18 protein-coding genes and 1 riboswitch are annotated in these 20,873 nt (G+C 30.4%); of the genes, 10 read left to right on the top strand and 8 right to left on the bottom strand.

Translation table 11 applies throughout. From position 1 onward, the window contains the following. The first annotated feature begins 37 nt into the window (after nucleotides 1-37). Together NH26_RS21785 and gshAB are read left to right on the top strand one after the other, a co-directional pair. The gene (locus tag NH26_RS21785; protein ID WP_044220913.1) at nucleotides 38-1,375 is read left to right on the top strand and encodes an MATE family efflux transporter; all 1,338 of its coding nucleotides are present in this window, start codon (nucleotides 38-40) and stop codon (nucleotides 1,373-1,375) included. Next, nucleotides 1,362-3,653: a bifunctional glutamate--cysteine ligase GshA/glutathione synthetase GshB gene (gshAB, locus tag NH26_RS21780; protein WP_044220916.1), complete on the top strand. Its 2,292-nt coding sequence runs from the start codon at nucleotides 1,362-1,364 to the stop codon at nucleotides 3,651-3,653. The genes NH26_RS21785 and gshAB overlap by 14 nt, the downstream gene beginning before the upstream one ends. A gap of 223 nt (nucleotides 3,654-3,876) precedes the next feature. Here the strand turns inward: gshAB and NH26_RS21775 are convergent, their stop codons facing one another. Beyond that, nucleotides 3,877-4,701 (bottom strand): sulfurtransferase, encoded by an 825-nt coding sequence (locus tag NH26_RS21775; RefSeq protein WP_044220918.1) that lies wholly within the window; start codon nucleotides 4,699-4,701, stop codon nucleotides 3,877-3,879. Between the two features lie 77 nt (nucleotides 4,702-4,778). Here NH26_RS21775 and NH26_RS21770 point away from each other — a divergent pair, with 77 nt between their 5' ends. Continuing rightward, nucleotides 4,779-5,303, top strand: coding sequence for a DinB family protein (locus NH26_RS21770; RefSeq protein WP_044220920.1), 525 nt, complete (start codon nucleotides 4,779-4,781; stop codon nucleotides 5,301-5,303). A 188-nt stretch (nucleotides 5,304-5,491) separates the two neighbouring features. Here NH26_RS21770 and NH26_RS21765 read toward each other — a convergent pair whose 3' ends face one another. Continuing rightward, entirely contained in the window at nucleotides 5,492-6,613 is a 1,122-nt protein-coding gene (locus NH26_RS21765; RefSeq protein WP_044220922.1) for a type I restriction endonuclease, read from the bottom strand. A 101-nt stretch (nucleotides 6,614-6,714) separates the two neighbouring features. Here NH26_RS21765 and NH26_RS21760 point away from each other — a divergent pair, with 101 nt between their 5' ends. Then, nucleotides 6,715-7,491, top strand: a complete 777-nt coding sequence (locus tag NH26_RS21760) for an ion transporter (RefSeq protein WP_044220926.1) — start codon at nucleotides 6,715-6,717, stop codon at nucleotides 7,489-7,491. Between the two features lie 35 nt (nucleotides 7,492-7,526). Here NH26_RS21760 and NH26_RS21755 read toward each other — a convergent pair whose 3' ends face one another. The 3 genes from NH26_RS21755 to NH26_RS21745 all read right to left on the bottom strand — a co-directional run bounded on the left by NH26_RS21755 (nucleotide 7,527) and on the right by NH26_RS21745 (nucleotide 12,220). Continuing rightward, entirely contained in the window at nucleotides 7,527-8,417 is an 891-nt protein-coding gene (locus tag NH26_RS21755) for a Rossmann-like and DUF2520 domain-containing protein (protein ID WP_052431901.1), read from the bottom strand. Next, nucleotides 8,417-9,838 (bottom strand): MBL fold metallo-hydrolase RNA specificity domain-containing protein, encoded by a 1,422-nt coding sequence (locus tag NH26_RS21750; protein WP_044220929.1) that lies wholly within the window; start codon nucleotides 9,836-9,838, stop codon nucleotides 8,417-8,419. Before NH26_RS21750 ends, NH26_RS21755 begins: the two co-directional genes overlap by 1 nt. 330 nt (nucleotides 9,839-10,168) lie before the next feature. Beyond that, nucleotides 10,169-12,220, bottom strand: coding sequence for an LruC domain-containing protein (locus NH26_RS21745; RefSeq protein WP_044220932.1), 2,052 nt, complete (start codon nucleotides 12,218-12,220; stop codon nucleotides 10,169-10,171). A 225-nt stretch (nucleotides 12,221-12,445) separates the two neighbouring features. Between NH26_RS21745 and NH26_RS21740 the strand changes: the two genes are divergently transcribed. Next, a complete protein-coding gene (locus NH26_RS21740) occupies nucleotides 12,446-12,838 on the top strand; it encodes a hypothetical protein (protein WP_044220935.1) in 393 nt (130 codons plus the stop codon). Between the two features lie 38 nt (nucleotides 12,839-12,876). Here the strand turns inward: NH26_RS21740 and NH26_RS21735 are convergent, their stop codons facing one another. Next, the gene (locus tag NH26_RS21735; RefSeq protein WP_044220938.1) at nucleotides 12,877-13,581 is read right to left on the bottom strand and encodes a cytidylate kinase-like family protein; all 705 of its coding nucleotides are present in this window, start codon (nucleotides 13,579-13,581) and stop codon (nucleotides 12,877-12,879) included. Between the two features lie 286 nt (nucleotides 13,582-13,867). Here NH26_RS21735 and NH26_RS21730 point away from each other — a divergent pair, with 286 nt between their 5' ends. The 3 genes from NH26_RS21730 to NH26_RS21720 all read left to right on the top strand — a co-directional run bounded on the left by NH26_RS21730 (nucleotide 13,868) and on the right by NH26_RS21720 (nucleotide 16,783). After that, nucleotides 13,868-15,196 (top strand): dicarboxylate/amino acid:cation symporter, encoded by a 1,329-nt coding sequence (locus tag NH26_RS21730; RefSeq protein ID WP_199880282.1) that lies wholly within the window; start codon nucleotides 13,868-13,870, stop codon nucleotides 15,194-15,196. 160 nt (nucleotides 15,197-15,356) lie between these two features. Then, a complete protein-coding gene (locus NH26_RS25310; RefSeq protein WP_139263230.1) occupies nucleotides 15,357-15,785 on the top strand; it encodes a hypothetical protein in 429 nt (142 codons plus the stop codon). A gap of 566 nt (nucleotides 15,786-16,351) precedes the next feature. Further along, entirely contained in the window at nucleotides 16,352-16,783 is a 432-nt protein-coding gene (locus NH26_RS21720) for a hypothetical protein (protein WP_044220948.1), read from the top strand. Nucleotides 16,784-17,235: 452 nt separating this feature from the next. Here the strand turns inward: NH26_RS21720 and NH26_RS25545 are convergent, their stop codons facing one another. After that, nucleotides 17,236-17,409, bottom strand: a complete 174-nt coding sequence (locus tag NH26_RS25545; protein ID WP_158022001.1) for a hypothetical protein — start codon at nucleotides 17,407-17,409, stop codon at nucleotides 17,236-17,238. A 333-nt stretch (nucleotides 17,410-17,742) separates the two neighbouring features. Next, nucleotides 17,743-17,835, bottom strand: a riboswitch (SAM-I-IV-variant riboswitch). 66 nt (nucleotides 17,836-17,901) lie between these two features. After that, nucleotides 17,902-19,236, bottom strand: coding sequence for an MATE family efflux transporter (locus NH26_RS21705; protein ID WP_139263229.1), 1,335 nt, complete (start codon nucleotides 19,234-19,236; stop codon nucleotides 17,902-17,904). Between the two features lie 235 nt (nucleotides 19,237-19,471). Here NH26_RS21705 and NH26_RS21700 point away from each other — a divergent pair, with 235 nt between their 5' ends. Then, the gene (locus NH26_RS21700) at nucleotides 19,472-19,777 is read left to right on the top strand and encodes a DUF6150 family protein (protein ID WP_044220957.1); all 306 of its coding nucleotides are present in this window, start codon (nucleotides 19,472-19,474) and stop codon (nucleotides 19,775-19,777) included. Nucleotides 19,778-20,013: 236 nt separating this feature from the next. Beyond that, complete coding sequence (locus NH26_RS21695) at nucleotides 20,014-20,835, top strand: hypothetical protein (RefSeq protein WP_044220959.1); 822 nt, start codon at nucleotides 20,014-20,016, stop codon at nucleotides 20,833-20,835. Nucleotides 20,836-20,873 lie beyond the last annotated feature (38 nt).

Below are 20,873 nucleotides of genomic sequence, written 5' to 3'. Positions count from 1 at the left end.
GAATATATGAACATACTTTCATAAGTTTATTTATTAAATGAAAAAAGATTTAACTCAAGGACCTGTTTTAAAAGGTATTCTGGGATTATCATTACCTATAATAGGTGCATCCTTTTTACAAATAGCCAATAATGTGATTGATATGTTTTGGGTAGGAAAATTAGGAAGTGACGCTGTTGCATCTGTGGGAACAGCTGGGTTCTACCTACAATTATTTTGGGCATTAACTTCTGTATTTTATATGGGAGTAGGAATTAATACATCAAGATTAATAGGAGAGAAGAAAGAGGGAGAGGCTTTAAGATGGGGTAGAGAAGGATTATTTCTTTTACTAATAGCATCCATCATTTTATTTATTTTTGTACAGCTTTTTCAAGTTCCTCTAATTTCATTTTTCGGATTAAATGAAGAAGTACAAATTGGAGCAATATCCTATTTAACATGGATGTCACTTTCTTTTTTTATTACACCTATCATCTTTTTATTTACAGCAATTAGTCAAGCTAGGGGTGATACTAAGACACCTTTGTATTATACAGGTTTTGGTTTAGTTATTAATATTATCCTAGATCCAATTTTTATTTTGTTATTAGATTGGGGAATTGAAGGAGCAGCATGGGCAACAATTATTGCTCAAGTGGTATCTAGTCTATTATTTATTGTAAAAAGAGGAGAGGTATTTTTAGGAGGGAAAGAGCATTGGGAACTACAATTATCTCATGCAAAAAAAATTATTAATACGGGATTCCCTGCTTCTATGCAACGTATCTTGTTTACAATTGTAGGTATAATGATAGCTAAAATCATCGCCGATTGGGGAAGTGAAGCTATAGCAGCTCAAAAAATTGGGATACAAATTGAATCAATCACTTTTATGTGTATTGGTGGGTTATCAAGTGGAATGATGTCTTTTACAGGTCAAAACTTAGGTGCGAAAAGACCTGATAGAATACTCGATGGGTATACAAATGCCCTTAAAATTGGTATCAGTATAGGTATCATCAATGGAATATTTTTTATTTATGGTGGACCATTTTTGATGTCTTTGTTTGTTACAGATGCAGGCACAATAGAAATTGGTGCTAATTATCTATTTATGATGGGTATTGCTCAAGTATTTATGTGCATTGAAATGCTAACTTCAGGTATTATCAATGGATTAGGAAAAACTAAAATACCTGCGAGTATTAATATAGCATTTACGATAATAAGAATTCCAATGGCCTTATTTTTTGCTTATATTTTAGAATTAGGCATTAATGGAGTATGGTTATCCATTGCTTGTAGTATGTTTTTAAGATCAATTGCATTATCAGTTGCTTTTCAATATTTGAAAAAGAAATTTATAAATAAGTTAACCCATGAAATCATTTAAAGAATTATATCAAACAAATCCATCCAATCGTTGGTTTGATGGGGAATTCGGTTTTGAAAAAGAAAACGTAAGAATAAATCAATCGGGGAAGATGGCTACTACACCACATCCTCAAAAGTTAGGTAATAAATTAACCCATCCTTACATTACTACCGATTTTTCAGAAAGTCAGTTAGAAATGATAACGCCTGTATTACCTTCCATAAAAGAAGCGTTAGGCTTTTTAGAAACAATACACGATATAGTTTCCATTCATTTACCTAAGGATGAATTATTATGGCCTCAAAGTACTCCACCAGAATTACCTGATAATGATTGTGAGATCAATATTGCTCAATATGGTGAAGGGGGAAAAGAGAATGAAGAATATAGAGATCACCTCGCACATAAATATGGAAGAAAGAAACAGTTACTTTCAGGTATACATTTTAATTTTTCATTTGATGAAAAAACATTAAAATGGTTATATCAATTAACCTCTTCGACCATTCCATTTGATAATTTTAAAGAAGAAATCTACTTAACCATTACAAGAAACTTCCTTAAGAATAGATGGTTTTTGATTACACTTTTAGGCAACAGTCCTGCGTTTCATAATTCGTATTTAAAAGAATGCATTGATGTACTTCCAAAAGCATCAAAAGACGCTCATCATTTTGATAATGCAACGTCTATGCGTTCGAGTATTTGTGGTTATAAAAATAAAGAAGATTTAATTCTTGATTATAAAAGTCTTGATCATTATAAAAGCAGCCTTAAAGAAAAAGTTGAGCAGGGTGAGATAATCAATGAAAAAGAAAATTACAGTCCAATTCGACTTAAAGAGGTCAATGGAAAGTTGTCTTATTTAGAAATAAGATTCCTTGATTTGAACCCTAGTGTAAAATATGGCATTGATATTCATCATACTCAAATAATTCATGCTTTTCTATTGTATTGTTTATTAAAAGGTAATGATGAATTATCTCAATTAAATCAAAAAATAGCTAATACTAACCAAGAAGTGGCGGCCACTAAAGGTATGGACGGTAATGCTATACTACAGGTAGATAATGAGCCAATTGCTTTAGAAGAAGCGATTCAAATGTTAGCCAAAGATATATTGAAAATACTAGGTGATGGCTTCTTAAATAAATATCCTGAGGCATCAGAGGTGTTTCATCATTTATTAAAAAATAAAGAAAAAAGACCTGCCAATCATACGCTTAGAAGAATTCAGAATACTAATTATATAGATTGGCATTTAAATAAAGCCTTAGTTTATAAAGAGGAATCGATTCAGCAATCTTTCAAATTTTATGGTAAGGAAGATATGGAACTTTCTACTCAATTAATGTTGAGAGAAGCCGTTTTAAGAGGCGTGAAATTTGATATTATGGACAGAAATGAAAATTTTGTCCAGTTTGAAAAAGAGGGGAATACGCAATATGTCATGCAAGCCACAAAAACATCACTAGATAACTATTCAAGTATCTTGATGATGGAAAATAAAGTGATGACTAAAAAGTTACTTGAGAAGGCCAACATCAGAACACCAAAAGGGGAACAATATTCTGATAATGAAATTGCGAAAGCGGATTACGATTTCTTCAAAGGACAATCTGTTGTGATTAAACCGAAGTCAACCAATTTTGGATTAGGTATCACAATAATTAAAGAAAATAATGATGAAGCATTTTATCATAAAGCCATTGATATCGCATTTGAACATGATAATAGTATTCTTGTAGAAGAGTTTGTAGACGGTAAAGAATATCGAATTTTCATTATTGATGATGAAGTGGTAGGAATATTACACCGTGTCCCTGCAAATGTAAAAGGAGACGGTAAATCGTCTGTGAGAGAATTAGTGATCGAAAAGAATAAAGATCCGTTAAGAGGTAAAGGATATAAAACGCCTTTGGAGAAAATTGCTCTTGGTGAGGCTGAAGAAATGTTTCTATCTACTCAAGGATATACATTTGATACTGTCCCTAAAAAAGATGAAATCATTTATTTAAGAGAAAATTCGAATATATCTACTGGCGGAGATAGTATTGATGTGACCGATGATATTAAGGATTCTTATAAAGAGATTGCAGTGAAAGCGGCAAAAGCCTTAGATGTAAAAGTAACCGGATTAGATATGATGATTCCACATTTAGATCAAGATGCAAATGATACTAATTATGCAATTATCGAGATGAATTTTAATCCAGCAATTCATATTCATTGTCATCCTTATATAGGAAAAAATAGACGTCTTAACAGTAAAATGATGGACGCATTGGGATATTAATTTACGAATAAAGAAATTATTTAGAATTATTCTAAAAAAGGATGTAATATATTTGCTTGCTATTTGTAATCATTCTAAATTAGAATCATCGAGTTACAGTAATGGGAATTACTGACGTTCCATAAGATTCAAATTTGTTACACAACAAATAACAAAAAGTGTATAAAATAATTCCGAATATACAGAGGCTTTACTATGTAAGGCCTCTGTTTTTTTTAATATATTATTCGATTGGCCAATCAGAAGCTCCCCATTCTGTCCAAGAACCATCATAGATTTTCAATTCGTTTTCTATTATATCAGATGCACCTAGAAGATCAACACAAGCCGTAATGCCTGATCCACAACTAAATACAATTGGTTTATTTTTGTCTAATTGAAGCGAATCAAATACTTCTTTTCTTTCTTCTTTGGATTTATACTGTCCATCAATCAATAAGTTTTTGAAAGGAATATTCTTGGCTCCAGGGATATGCCCACTTCTCATTCCTACTCTTGGTTCTTCTATGCTACCATCAAATCGACCTTTACCTCTCGCATCTATTATTTGATGTGAAAAAGTATGAATGTCTTCACGTATAAAATCTGCATCTACAATATTTTTATCTTTCTTTTTACCTTTAAAGTCTCCTTTTTCAAATGTGTGCTGTAAACGAGCTTCAGTAGGATAACCAGCAGAAATCCAAGCATCCAATCCTCCATTTATCACTGATACTTGATCATGACTCATCACATTAAACATCCACCATGCTCTCGGTGAGGTGAAAATTCCTAGATTATCATAAATGAGGATATGATCCTTATTATTTATACCTAAGTCCTGAGCGTTTTTATTAAAATGTTCTTCAGAAGGAAACATATTTGGTAGAGGAGAGGTGGTATCACTAAAAACATCTTTAATATCAAATAGTCTAGCTCCTTCAATCATTAGGTCAGGATGTTGAGCGGTCATTCCTACTTTTGATCCGTCTTGACTAGCATCTAAAATAATGACATTATCTTTTTGACTTAATTCAAAAGCTTCCTGAACTGTTAGTATATTTTTCATTAAAATGTGAGTATAAAAGTTTATATTGATAATTGGTTTAATTTACAAGCTTTAAATAACTCACCAAAACAATCGAAATGAAAAAGAAAGATTTACCATTTATGCCAGAATATTTTGATCGTTATATTGATCTATGTGAAGATAAAGACATTGTTGATGTTTTATCAGAAACACTGGTCAACATTAATGAAGATAGCGTTGAAAAAATGAGGGCTTTAGGCACAAAAGTTTACGAAACAGGTAAATGGACAATTTCTGATATCATTCAGCACATTATAGATACAGAACGTATTTTGTCTTACAGAGCATTACGTTTCGCTAGAGAGGATAAATCCGAAATAAACGGGTTTGAGGAAAATGATTACGCTGTGACAGCACAAGGTTATCAAAGAGATTTTGATGAATTAGTAGCAGAGTTTCAAGCGGTACGAATGGGAACTATAGCCTTATTTAAAAGTTTCACAGACGAAATGAAACAACAAGAAGGGGTTGCTAGTGGATTAAAAACAAATGTATTAGCTCTTGGTTTCACCATTGCAGGTCATCAATTACACCATGCAAACGTGATTCGTGAAAGGTATTTTCCGATTTTGGAGAAGTAGGGCAAACCCTATAAAATTATAAAAAGTGACTAAATCTATAATCTTGATTTAGTCACTTTTTCTTTTCAAGTCAAAATCGTATTAAAGGCCTCAAATTCCTTATATAAACTAACTTAAATTATGTACCTTGAAATACACATTAAATGAGAATTAAAAAAACAAGGTTATTAATATTGATTATTATTTTTTTATAAATAAGACTTTACAATTTCTAATATTTGGTCTTCGTAGTTATATATTTCTGTTAAATCTGAAATTGGATTACGAGTTTCGTTTTTCTCAGAATCAAAAGTACCAATATAATTTTGTTTTGCATTAAAATGTAAACGACAAATTGGTTTTCTATTATTATCTTCAAATAAAACACCAAAATAGGATTTTGTATCTCGATATGATATCTTATCTAAATCAACAACTCTACGAACTATAGCTTGAATAATTCTATAACCTTCTAATTCTTCATCAGTTGTTATAATACCTTTCTTTTCAGCTTCTGTTAATTCAGGCTCTGCAACAACTACTTCGGCAGCAACTACATCAGTACTTGTATTAGTTGATATACTAACAGGAGATGATGAAGTTCTAATTGTTGAATCATAATCATTTCCCATTACAGACTTTAGCCTTTCATTTAGTGAATCATTAATAAAGTTTTTAGCTGCATGTTGAACTAAAACTTTAAATTGATCTTTTACTTGTTGAGTCATTCGACCTGCATATACATCATTTGCAAGTAATTTCACAAATTCCTCTGAAGGTTCTGACAGTTCTTTCTTGATAACTGATTTTAATTGTTTAGAGTATTTAAGATCTGAAGCTGCACTTAAAATATTATCAACATCGAATTTATCTTTCGTGAATTTTTTTAACTCAGCAATATCACCTTCAGTGTAATTCTCTAAATTTATGGTTAAAAAAGGAGTATCATCCATTTTATTTGGAGACTCAATATCTGTAAAGAATCTATATTCAATACCATTGGTTAATAAACCAAATTTACCTTCAGTTACATGAAAATATCTATGTAATTGGGTTTTATGGACATCTAATTTCTCTTTCCAATGTTTACACTCAATAATAATAATTGGTTTGTCCTCTTTTAGAATAGCATAGTCTACTTTTTCACCTTTTTTGGTACCTATATCAGCTGTAAACTCAGGTACTACTTCCATTGGATTGAAAACATCATATCCTAATGCTGAAATCATAGGCATGACAAATGCATTTTTAGCTGCTTCTTCAGTTTGAACAGATTCCTTCATCTTACTGATGCGGTCTGCTATTTCTTCAATTCTGTCTATTAAATCCATTGATAATAAATTAAAATACTTAAACATTAACAGTATTGTAAAAATAACACTCATTCTAATATTACCAAGAAATGATTCATTAAAAAAATTATATTTGTAACATGAAAAATCTTTTACTCAATAATAAATTTATCCTAGCATTAATTATTATAAATGCGATTGTAATTTTTTTGACAGGATTTAATTTTGAAAATCAAACACTTAAAATACTTAATTGGATTGATGTCATAATAACTGGTGTATTTGTTGCTGAAATTACAACTAAAATATCAGTGAATGGGACAAAAAAATATTTCTCATCAAGATGGAATATTTTTGATTTTACTTTAGTTATTCTTTCTTTACCAACTTTAGCAGAATTTATATTTGATGCTGATCTACATGATATATCATTCTTGTTAGTTTTTAGGGTCGCTAGAATATTTAAATCATTCAGATTCTTAAAATTTATACCTGGAATAGAGCAATTATTGAAAGGAATTGAAAGGGCATTAAGATCTTCTATTATTGTATTAATGGGGTTTGTGATTTATGTTTTCATAGTTGGGGTGTTATCTTTTCAATTTTTTGGAAACGCATCTCCTGAACATTTTGGAAACCCCTTAATATCTTTATATTCTATTTTTAAAATATTTACAGTTGAAGGGTGGTATGAAATCCCTGAATCTGTTGTTGAAAATTATACACCTTTTCAAATTTATCTAACATATTCTTATTTCATTTTTGTTGTATTAAGTGGTGGAATCTTAGGTATGTCTTTAGTTAATTCAATATTTGTTGATGCAATGGTAGCTGATAACAATGATGATCTTGAAAAGAAAGTAGAAGACTTAACTTGTGAAATTAAAGATCTAAAAAAAATCCTTTTAAATAAATGAAATTTCCTTGAATGAAAGTGATTTTAGAAGGATAATTATTCCTCTAAATCATCCTCATCTTCATCAAAATCAGTGGTACTATTATCTTCTTCGATTTCATCACTTTCTTGGTCAAAGGCAAGAATCTGATCAGCAGAAATATAGTTACCTTGTTTTTGCATAATAGCATCAGTCATTAACTGATACATACTAAGGAACTCTGGAAAATCTTTCTGGAGTTCTTTTTCATGTCTATGAATTGTTTTAACATCACCTCTTACAGCAGGTCCTGTTTGTCCATCTTTAGGCGTAGGTAAACTGAAGGCTTTGTCTACTGTTTCATTAACTAAATGTTTTAAATCATTTAATTCTAGACCAGCATTTTTAACTAATTGAGAGGATACTTCTAATAAATGATTGGTAAAATTACAGGCAAATACTGCAGATATATGTAGCTTCTTTCGCTCTTCACTATTAATATGATACACTTTTGGAGTGATCCTCACGGCTAAAGAAGCCAACACATCTAAAACACTTTTAGATGTACCATCGATACAAAGTGGAACTTGTTTAAAATCAACTTTTTTCTCCATTGAGAAAGTTTGAAGCGGATAGAATACACCGGTAAGCACATGGTAATTAGCTAAAACTTCCATAGGTGTTGCACCTGAAGTATGTACTAAAATACATCTATGCTTTGGTAAGATGATGTCTTTAGCAACCTCTTCAATGGCTGTATCACTTACAGCAATTATGAAAATTTCAGCTTCAGATTTAGAGAAATCTAGGTGATCAACGCTTACTGCATCATAGAATTTCTTTGCGAGAACTTTAGCATTTTTGAGATGACGACTGTACACTTCATGTATAATTGCCCCTTTGTCTTCTAAAGCTATCCCCAAGTGAGTTGCCACTCTTCCGGATCCAATAATAGTAACGTTTTTCATTAGATTATAAATTCATGTCCTTTTGTTGGAATGACCACATTAGGGTATCCTAAATCTTCTAAAGTATTTTTGAAAGTGACCATACTTTCCTCTTCTCCATGGTTTAAGAAAATCTGTTTGGTCTTTGTTTTATCTTGTTGTTGTATAAAACGAATTAAATCATTTTTATCGCCATGCCCACTAAATGAATCTGTTTGTTCTACTTTTATATGCACTTTATGTTCTTCTTTCCCTAAACGAAGCGTACCTTCATTATCTCTTAATCGTGCACCCATTGTCCCTTCTGCAGAATATCCTACCATAAGAACAGTGGCATAAGGATTTTCCATATTGGCTTGAATGTGATGTTGTATTCGACCACCTTCCATCATACCAGAAGACGAGATAATAATACAAGGCTCATTGTAATTTGAAATGGCTTTAGAATCCGACTGTTTTAAGACGTATTCCATGTTCTCAAAGTTAAATAAGCTATCGTAATCTTCAATAAAATCTCTAGCATCTTGATTTAGATGATTAGAAAACTGATCATAGATACGGTTACTTTGAATACCGAGTGGGCTATCAGAGAAAATTTTGATAGGGGGTAATTTACCTTCCACAAAAAGTTTATGTAATTCAAACAAAACTGCTTGAGTTCTGCCTATACTAAATGCAGGGATAATCAAACGGCCCGGAATATCTACGCAAGTACGTTTGATCACATCTAACATTTCAAGTGCAGAATCTTGAATATGTTGGTGTTCTCTATTTCCATAGGTTGTTTCACAAACAACATAATCGGCCTGTGGCACTTCTGAAGGATCTTTAAGTAAAGGATAATTTTCCCTTCCAATATCACCCGAAAACAAGAGCGTTTTTCTCTCACCGTTGTCATCGGCTTCAATGTAAACGTGTGCTGCTCCTAATAGGTGGCCTGCAGGAATAAAAGTAACCCAAAGACCTGGTTTGATATTAAATCTTCTACCGAACTGAATAGGCACTACTTCTTGCATAGTGTTAGCTACATCACCTTCAGTATAAAGGTTTTCAGGAAGAAAATTGAATTGATCTAACGAATGACCTTTTGATTTTTTCTTATTATATGTTTTCAGCTTACGCTGATTAATTCGAGCAGAATCTTCTAACAAAATTTGACTTAGAGAAGCTGTAGGAGAAGTACAAAGAATTTGTCCTTCATAACCCTCTTTATATAAATTGGGTAGTTTGCCAGAATGATCAAGATGAGCGTGTGTTAAACAAACTACATTCACTAAAGATGCATCAAAAGGAAATGATGAATTTGGGTAAATTGGGTCATCTTCTGAGAAGTTTCCCATATCCACACCACAATCAATTAATACTTGATAACCATCTTCCAAAGTCAGTAAAGCCATACTTCCAGTTACCTTCTGTGCCGCACCCCAAAACGTGAGTTTCATAAATTCAATACCTGTTGATGAAAATTGTGTCTTAAAGTTAAACAGTATTGTACTTTTATTTTATCTTTTTTAGAAAAATATTATCAAAATTATTGATGTTTAATTTCCATTCAGATACCACAATATGGTATAAACCAAAATAGAAGTTTTCTATCTCACTGTCTTTTATAATTTTACACTAAAAATAATTACAAAGAGCTAGGGTTATCATATTATTATTTTTTATTCCCAATTCTCTAAGAGTGATCTGTTATAGAATACGAAATTAATTACAGCTTCTAGGCAGTTGATATTTTTACCACATCCTATTAATTCAACTAAAAATCTGATTTAATCATTTATCCTTTTAATCTCTTGATACACTTCATCAGATTTTCTGTACCCATTTTCATCATCAAACCAATTGGGATATGAATTTCCTCCTGATTCTACCCAAGATCGAAAATGGTTAAAAACTTTTGTGATATCACTTTCTTCTTTCGGATATTCGAATTCAGGAGCTACAACTACAATCCCCCAAGGGTGATTATTTGTTGTTTTATAGAAATTGTTTTTTGAAGGATCTGTGTTATCATCCCCTTGTTTAAAGTAGTCCTCATTCACTTTCGAAGTAGGGGTATATCCTGGTAAATGTAATTCTCTACCTCTATCTCCATCAATAAAAATAAATGCATTTGGCAAATCTACAAAGTCACTATTTTCTAATGCTCCAGAAGTGAATGTTACCACCACATTAAACTCATAAGGTTCGATATAAGTCGAAAAAGGTCTGACATTAACAAGATCATCATCGTCGACAGATTGCATTAGAGAATAAGCGTCTTCAAATAAAATGATGGTAGCATTATTGTTCCCACTTTCTGTACCATTGGCATTAAGAACTACAATATTCTGATCTAAAATTTGACCTGTTACACTTTCAACTAAAGTATTATTAAATGGTAATTCAACACCAAAACCATTATGCCTGTAACCTCCAATACAGAATAATTTACCTTCCATCTCAATTTGCTTGAGGTTGTAATTAGAATCCAATATTTTTTTGTATTTCACACCAACAACCAAATCATTAAAATCATAATCGCCTTTTTCAGGCCATAAATCTTCAAAAGAATAATTAAAATAATCATCTTCTAATTGAATATAGGAATGATACGCCTTATTAGGATCATTCGGATATTGATCCATATGATCAGGAGATCCATCATTATCACTGTCTTCAACTTCTGTTAATAACGACATTTCTGCTGTATTGACACCGTTTTCTTGTGCCTCGGGGGTTAAGTAAAATAAGAGGTCATTAAAATCTTTATCGCCACTAGGTCTAGACCAATCTTCAATACCCAAAAACATAATATCTCTCTGTTCATCCCAAATAGTCACCATGTGTTGTCTATTGTTCTGATCTGTAAATGTATTAAAAGTGGAATTACTAAATTTAATATTCGGCTTGTTACCTACTTGTTGATTATAACTTTGCCAACCATTAGGAATTAAAGCAAAACCAATTGCAGTTGTCGCATTGTAACTACCTATAAAAATTTTATCGCCTTGGTGAAGGCCACCATCAACACCACTGTATGTGATATTTGGGAAAAGAATATGTAAAGAATCAATATCTGCAGTAGAAGAAGGAGGGTTTCTTATATCGTAAGTATAATAACACAAAGAATTTTTCCATCCAGCCCCTTCATGTACAAATGTTATCCATAAATCACATGGGCCATCAAAGGTAATATCGGAACTACCGTTTGTAATTAAATGTGGTGAATGCTCTAATACAGAAACCTCATTAGGTAAATAGGAATTTATATCATCCATTAAATCTTGATGTATAGTATCAGGGGTTGTTAAATAATGAGGTACACCAAGTGAGTCATAACTTCCTTTTGAAGCTGTAATTATGCCATTAAAATTAAATGTATTTGTATTAGCATTTCTTGAACTCGAACTAGTTTCTATTGGATCATTAATTTTATGATGTTCATTTAAAGTGAGATAGGAGGTATTTGCTCTAATATCAAACTCGTGGCACATTGGGGTACCAAAAGAAGAAGATTTAGTATATAACCTTTTGTATTTTTCTGGTAATGAAACGGTAGTGGTATAAGTAGTATTTTTTTTTAGAACTATTTCTCCTAAATATGAGCCACTTGAAAAACTTGAATCGGCATAAATTCCTACAGTTGTGTGTTGTACATCATATGCAAAATTGATATTTAATGTCACTTTTCTGTAGGCCTCAAAATTAAAATTATTGGGAACCTCTAAAGACAGAAAACCTTCAGATAGGTTTTTTGGTTCATTGTATGAAACTTCGTTATGTTTTTGACAAGAATAAAAAAAAATGGCTAATATGTAGAGGAACAGGAAGCGTTTCATAATACAGTGATCTTATTTTGGGTTGTCCCGTAATAACAACAACTTACCATCCTAAGTTTCATGTTATTAGTCATTTTTTTCAAACTGTTAAAATATCAAGTTTTGTATATAACTATACCATTAATTAAGTTAATTAAAGGTTTGCAATTGTATTTATTAAAGGCTAGAGATTTTTATATCTCCGGATATTTTATATATTGTTGGTGATTACAAAAAGAAGATTTGATGAAAAAATTATTGTTCATTGTTATATTAATATACACGTCTTCTTGCTCTGTTAAACCTGAAGAGAATAACTCGTTTCCTCTTGGTGTACATCAAGTAAAAGGTGTAAATGAGATTAGAGTAGAATTTACAGACAAGACAAGGTGTTATGTAGAAGAATTTATTGATGGTGTAAAGACCATGTACAAATGCGAATATGTTGTTATCTCTGATAATGATAAGATGGTGTACAAAGTAAATTTTAGACAAAAAATTATGAGTGGGTGTAGTACCGAAAAAGCCAGTAACATTATTGGTAACGTTGGGGTATTATTTCATCACTCACAGCTATCTGTTTCTGATTGGCAACTTGATTGTTCTCAAGAAACATTAACACTACTTAATAATAAATAAAAACACCTCACATTTAAAAAATGGAGGTGTCATTGTCACTAGACCTTTCTTGTCAATTCCTTTTCTTTCAATTTCATAAAAGAAAGAAGACAGTCAGCAAGTCCCTGATCAGATAATTCTTCTCTGTCAATCACCAAGTCATATTTAACAGGTACTTGTTCTGAAATGTATGCATTAAATTTCCTTCTCTTTTTGTCCTTTTGTTTTACTCTTTCTTTTGCATACCTAAAATCTAGCTGATTTGCATTGGCAAATTGTTGTACTCTAAAATCTTCAGACGCTCTTACTTTTACTTTTAGAACATTTGGAATTCCAGCAGCAAAGTGTACTGCACCTCTACCTAAAAAAATCACATTTCCTCTTTCAAAATAAGATAATATTACCGTTTTAAGTGCAGTATATAATGTATCGTCTAAAGTATTTCGATTAAAATCTAGACCATGCATTATTTGGTCAAAAAGACCTTTATATTCAATAGGTGTAAATTCATTAATTTCAGTGATTCCTACTTTTAGCTCTTTAGATAAATTATGTAGTACAGTATTATCTACTAATTTCCAAGGTCTTTTATGCATCTTATACCCAACTTCATCTTTATTGAGTTTATCAATTAAAATTTCAGCAGCTTTTCGTGTTTGGGATCCAAATTGTCTGCTTATGGTAAGAATCAGTCCGTTGGCTTTATTTGCTTCTTTTTTTCTTACCTCGGATTCAATCAAATAGTTATAAATATATTCTTCCATGATATTGAGGTTTTAGGTTATTTTTATTAATGTCAATTTAACACTTATTACATGTTTTTACGGTGATTTGTATTACCATTTTAAGATGATAAAAATCGTTATAAATAGGATTTTGTCAATGAGTTTATATGAAATAGTATAATTAAATGCTTAATTACATCTTTAATTAATTTTTAAATTATCAATTCAAAAATAGAAGAAATAAGTCTATTTAGATAGCACAATTAACATGATTGAATCAATAGCGATACTTGTATTTATTTTTCTCCTTTGGGTATTAAATCAAATGTCTAATAGAAAAATCAAATTCCATTATAGAAACATCACAGCCATTTTTCTAGGGGTATTATTGGGATGGGGCTTATATTCATTTTTACCTAAAGAATCTTATTCTGATTTAAAATTTTATATTAAAACTATTTCAAATATCTATATAAGAAGTTTGAAATTTATGATCGTACCCATTGTTTTTATTAGTATTGCTCATACGTTAGTGCATTTAAGCAAAGACAGTGATGTAGGTAAAAAATTTGGGAAAGTTATCGCTTACTTTATAGTTTCTGTTACACTTGCTGCAGGTATTGCATTAGTGATGGCAAGTATTTTTGATTTTCAAAATATTATTGATGTCACTAAAATATCAACAGAAAATATTGCTCAGGGTTATGCCAATAGGATAGATGCATTAAGTGATGCATCTCTTGGTAAAGTTATCTATGGCTTTACACAAAATATTCCAACATCTATATTCAATGCTTTTTCAGAAAATAATATCATAGGTACGCTTATTATTGCTCTTTTAATTGGAAGTTCTGTTAGAAGAATGAAAAAGAAAAAGGAAGAAGAGATGAATCTAATTATAAGAGGGTTAGATGCTGCCAAATTAGTTATAAACTCAATGACTATGACGATAATAAAGCTTACTCCTTATGGCGTATTAGCTTTAATGACGATGGCCATTGCAGAAAAAGGTCCTTCATTATTTAGTGATCTAGCCAAATTCATAATGGTAGCTTACCTCACAATGGGTGTAATAATATTGATGCACTTACTTGTACAATTTTTAAATGGGGTGAATCCCGTCAAGCATTATAATAATTTACTACCTGCGTTAATTACCGGATTTTCAACACAATCCAGTGGAGCTACTTTACCAGTAACTATTAATTCATTAGAAAAAAGAAATGGAGTAGATGCCGAAACAGCTAACATTACGGCGTCGTTAGGAACAACGATGGGTATGAATGCTTGTGGAGCGATGTGGCCTGTTTTTATGATTGTCCTTTCTGTAGGTGTTACAAATGCCTTAGGAGGTGAGATGAATTTATATTCTCCAACTGTATTAATTACAATGTTTATTTCTGTTGTAATATCGTCTTTTGGTATCGCAGGTCTACCAGGCACTGCATCATTTGCTGCAATTACTGCAATGACTATAATGGGAATATCAGCAGAAGTAATGGGTATTGTGCTTACGTTTGTATTGTCTGTAGATTCTTTAATTGATATGGGGAGAACAGCAACTAATATTTTTGGCGTTTCTTCTGCAGCTACTTTTGTTTCTAAAAGAGATGGAGAAATGAATATGGAAACATTCAATGCACATAATCAATAGGACTTTTTTGAAAAAATAATAAAAGGGATTGTTGTTTATTTATTGAATTACAATCTCTTTTTTTATGTTCTTAATTTTTGAGATGATTGATTTATTACAAATAAACATTTGAACTTTTGTTTAGGGAAAACCGTTATGAAAAAAACACCCTAAATAACTTATGTCAAAATTTTATCAATGCTCAACAGCTACATTCGATTTGACTCGTTTTCCAATAATAACTATAACATGCACTAAAGAACAACCTAATGTTCAAGACATCATCGAGTACAAGGAAATGCGTGAGAAAGTCTTTAAAAACATAAAATCCGAATTCATTCTAGTTTGTGATATATCAAAAATTAAATGGATGGATTCTGAAGCAAGAATTGCCTACGGTAAAAACCTAAAAGAATCAGATAAATTATACGGACCTTGGATAAAAGAAGTCTACCTAGTTGTTCCTAATCTTATTGTAAGTATTATCTTGAAAGGAATAAACCTAGTTGCAAAACCTAATTTTGAAGAAATCATCTGTAGTCATTTACATTCAGCACATTCAAAAGCTGAATTATCAAAAGAAGAAATGTTAAGTGACACGCTTATATAGAGAATATCAAATCATTAATATTCTGCTTACACCTCAATTTGAGGTGTTTTTTTTTGTGCTAAATTTTTCAAACTTAATAAAATTATATTCTGACTAGAAGAATATCTCTTTTTTAGATAGTATTACTTACGTAAGCTTTGTTCTTGTAGTTATCAAAATATTATTTTTTGATAACTTTCAATTATGATAAAACCATCATAGGACATCATATAATAGGTTTTTTCATTAAGAAAGCATCAAATACACCTATTATTTATTAAAACATACGAAGTGATAAAATGTATAAAAATCCATTTTTTTGAACTCATTTTTAAAATTAACGGTTATTTAGTTAGTTCAACCTTTAAAACACTATGAAACCTATTGCTGTAAGTTTAAAATGAAATGCACTAAGCATTATAATATCAAAGAAAACTAGAATGTGTCCGTCCTCTCAGATTTAATCACAGATATAGACCTTAATCAATATTTTTCTTTTTTCATTATTTCATAAAATCAAGTAGTCTAAATTTCTTGAAACTTAAAAAACAACATTAACCAAATCATACTCAACCAAAAAACTATCTATGAAAAAAATTTATACTAATAATATTGCTGTTATAGATACAGGAGAATTCCCAATCGTTAAGATGACATGTATCAAAGCATCTCTAACATCAATTGATGTTTTAGAATTTAAAAAGTTCAAAGAACAAATTTTCGATATGTTTACAGAACCTTTTATTTTAATCGATGATGGAACACAGATCGAATGGTTAAGTAATGATGCTAAATTAGAATATGGAAGATTAATTTGTGAACATGATCGTAGGTACAAAGATTTAATGATCTCATATTATTTAGTTATACCCAATACCTATTTAAAACTAATAATTAGAGCAATTAATAAAGTGTTTAAACCTAAAATTAAGCAGTTAGCTTACAATAGTTTTAAAACAGCCCATCGATTTGCTTTAATCGAAAAAGAAGTAATGTTAAACCTTCCTCAAGTATCCTAAATCAATACTATTTTGAATACATTTTTACCAAAGAAAACTCTAGTAAACAGTTTTAGCTGTCAAGATTTTACATTCGAAATAAAGGATGATACAATCATTGTAACATTTAATATGTCGGATTTTACAAAAGAACATTATGATTTGCTTTTTAGACGAATTACTTTATTTCTTAAAAGTATAACTACAAAGCATTACTTTATTTATGATGTTTCAAAAGTAAAAGTGATGCATACTAATCTTCGTTTAGATTTTGGCAAACAAGTTCAAAAAATTCTAGAAGATTATGAACATGTTATCCATTTATATATCATAATTTTAGATTCACCGTTGACTAAAATATTATTATATGGTATCAACCTAATAATTAAGTCCCCGGTGAAACAATATGTGAAAAAATCTAGATCAGAAGCCCTTCATTTTTTAAAATTATTGAAGCTTACACCTACCTATTATTAGTTTATTTTAATATTTCTGGCTTCCCATACATCTTTTAATGCATGGTACATTCCTATATTATGATGGGATACATTGTGATTTATATTGATGTAAACTTGCTTTAATTCCTGATCATTGAAAGAAGCAAAATGATCTAAGAAATGTATGTAAATATCTTGTTGTAATTCCATGATTTTGTATTTTTATTTTTGTATTATTAAATAAAACATAACTTTCCGTGAAGTAGTTGAATATGTTTTTTTAAGGAAATTTTCCCATTTATAAACACAGATGAGGAATCAAACTCTCTGGATCGGAACTCAGAATGTAAAGTTGAGAGGTATTTGCCTCTACTTTCACTCCATTGGAAATTACCAACTTCTAAATTGAATTTTTCAATTAATTCATCATCTGAAAGTAAATCTAAATGATTTACGATGAGATGTTTATCATTCATTATTAATGTCATAAATGTAAATTAAAGTGATACATTATTTTACTATGACATCAAGAATTTTAAGAAAAGGGGGGATGTTTTTTGTCGATCCGACCTCATCTATTTTGCCACCGTGGCTAAAGCTCGGTTGGCATCCATTAAAGGATTCTTGATGATGTTACAAAGTAAAAGACAATTTTTTAAATGAACAAATAAATCTTTTAAAAAATGACCAATTCAGATTTTATTATACTGATTTTTTAAATTTTGAATAATACAGCTGTCTTGCTCTTCTATAATATACCTTATAAAGATATGGAGTGATAACCATAAGATAGATAATATTGATTTTTTCATATTTCTGATAATAATGAAATATAAAAAAGAATCCTATAATTTCTGTTACGAGTAGGGGCAATACTGTTCCTATTTCTCCAAAGTATCTCACAAAGAAATAAGAAGATAAAATAAGAATACAACTATTTATAATAACAACATTTGTTGAATATTGTGGTTTCCCTATGGCATTGGTATAGCTCCCAAAGAATGCTCCAAGAGGAGAGAATTGAGCAGAAATAATAAGAATAACTAACAAATGAAATGAATCCCCATATCCTTCTCCATGGAGTATATTTAATAATGGTTTTATGATAATTAAAAAGCCTATTGATATAGGTACTATTAAAGTGTAAACTCTTTTAATAGTTTTGATAAACTCAAGTTTGAAATGTTTAAAATTACCTTCCTCAAAAAGTAATACTATTTTGGGATAAAATATAAGTTGAATTGCATTGCTTAAAGATAAAATCAATACAAGATATCGTTGTGCTACACCTAATAATGCAGTAACTTCTAAGGAAAGTATTCCAGCAGAAATAAATAAAGTCATTCTTGAGGCCAAGGTTCCAAAAATTGCTTTTAACGTACCCTGCTTAGCATAGTGCATAATATTTTTGAAGGTTTTTTTATCAAAAGAACTTTTAAATATCTTAGAAGTGGATATAGAAAAAAGTCCAATAAGAAATCCAAAAACATAAAGTAGACTTAATACAATAATTAAATCAGGTAATCCTATAGGATTGTATTTTATATAGATAAACGCTGAAAATAACAAACACAAAGTAGTCAGATTTATTATGACGGCTTTATATAATTCTCCCTTACTTTTATGAATATTTTCTATCCATTTTAAGCAGTTATTTGAGATCGAATAGATAGGATAAAATATTAATAATGCAGAGACTTCTGGAAATATATCAGCATAGCCTATTCCAAGAACAACAACACCTATAATGCTTTCTATAAGTAATAATGCGAATAAAACTGTTTTATAGGTAGAATGGGCAGTTTTATCATTTTTACCACTTGAAAATTTAACCAATGCAACATATAAAACACCTTCTCTTACATTTATAGATAGATTAAATACCGCAAAGAAAATAAACCAACGTCCTACATCCTCAGCAGAATACATTTGAGTGACAAAAAGAAGAAGTGAGTAGTTGTATAACAACTCACTGAATGTTAAAGAAATGGATGATATAAAAGGTTTTTCCTTAAAGAGTTTAATTAACCTTTGCATTAGGTGTTTTTTGGGTGAATGATGTACATAATAATTTAATCATTAATTAGATAATAACATTATATAAGGTTGCAACTTGCAATTAAATATTATTAATGAATTCTATTTTTATATTTAAACTTAAAATATTTAAGTAAGAGCCAATGATTTATTTTAATGTAAGTAAACAGAGTAGGGGAATAAATCTCACTTTATTAATTTTAATCATTCTTTCATCAAGAGTTAATCTGAAATTATGCGTCGTATCTTACTTTACCTATTAATTTTCACTTCAATTATTCTCACCTTTACAAATTGTGATTATGCAGTAGCTGGTGATATTACTTCAAAACCTAAAGTTTTTATTGTAACCCAACAATGGAAGGCAGATATTATTGTCAGTACCGTAGGATATAGTTATCAAGCAGATATCATTGTATCATCTAAGAGTTGGGATACTACTGCAGATTGGATATTAGTTGATAAACAGTATCAAGCTGACCATACCATGTATATTACTGGAAAAAAATGGGAAGCTGAAAAACTAATTTATCTAAAATAAAAATATGTACATTTTTATATGAAATATTACATTAAAGTGAATACACATTCAATCATTAAACTTAATTAACATATAATGAGTCGTTTTTGTTAAGGAAGTGTAAATTTGACATTGATAATTATCGATCAATTTTAGCATATTTGCATCGTGATTTTGATGTATTGGCGATTACCATCAAAACACCCATTTGGAAAGGCTCCAAATGCAATAAAAAACGTCTTAATTTTATTATCCTCATGGTTTCTAAGAAACTTTTAATCACTTTACTGTGTATCATTGGTTTGTACTCAACCTCAGTACAAGCCCAAAATTTCTCAAGCACTTTTATCGAATATGCCTACGGCTGGAATAATACGGATTATATCACTGGTGCTAATCCTAAAAATGAAGGCATGAACCTATTTACTTTAGACCATACTACAGTTACAAAGTGGGGTGGTGTTTATGGTTTTGTTAACTTCATGACAGCTCCTGATGGTTTTTATACTACCGGTTTTTATAATCAAGATTTAGACGCTTCTGCTGGTCAATATAGATTGTATTCAGAAGTTTCACCTTGGGTAAGTTTATCGGGTGTTACAGGTAAAGATTTCTCATTTGGTCCTGTAGCTGATGTATCATTAGATGGTCAGTTAAACATTGGTAATGGCTTCTTTGCTACTTTAGCAGGTGCAGGCTTAACCTTTAAAGCTCCTAAAGGTGGTTTCTTAAAATTATCAACTTATTGGAGAAGAGATAATATTAGAGAAGATGCCGTGCAATTTACAGGTGTTTTTGATGTACCTGTATGGAAAAAAGCTGGATTCAGAATTCAAGGTTTCTTCGATTTAATTCCTAACGCTACAAATAAAGTTGAATTTGGTCGTACAGACATGGGTACTGACTTTTTATCACAAACTCGTTTCTTATTTGATGTAGGAAGAAATACAATCTTTAAAAACGATGCTAATTCTAAATTAGAATTAGGATGTGACATATATATGCACTTCAATAAGAACTTAGCAGAAAATAATTCTAATGCTTTTGTTCCACAACCTTGTGTTCGATTAACATTCTAATTGGTTGTATTATTAAAAAAAAATGTGACTACTATATT

Source organism: Flammeovirga pacifica, assembly GCF_000807855.2.
GTDB lineage: Bacteria > Bacteroidota > Bacteroidia > Cytophagales > Flammeovirgaceae > Flammeovirga > Flammeovirga pacifica.
The sequence above is the reverse complement of the archived record's forward strand: the minus strand, read 5'-3'. Positions and strand labels throughout refer to the sequence as shown.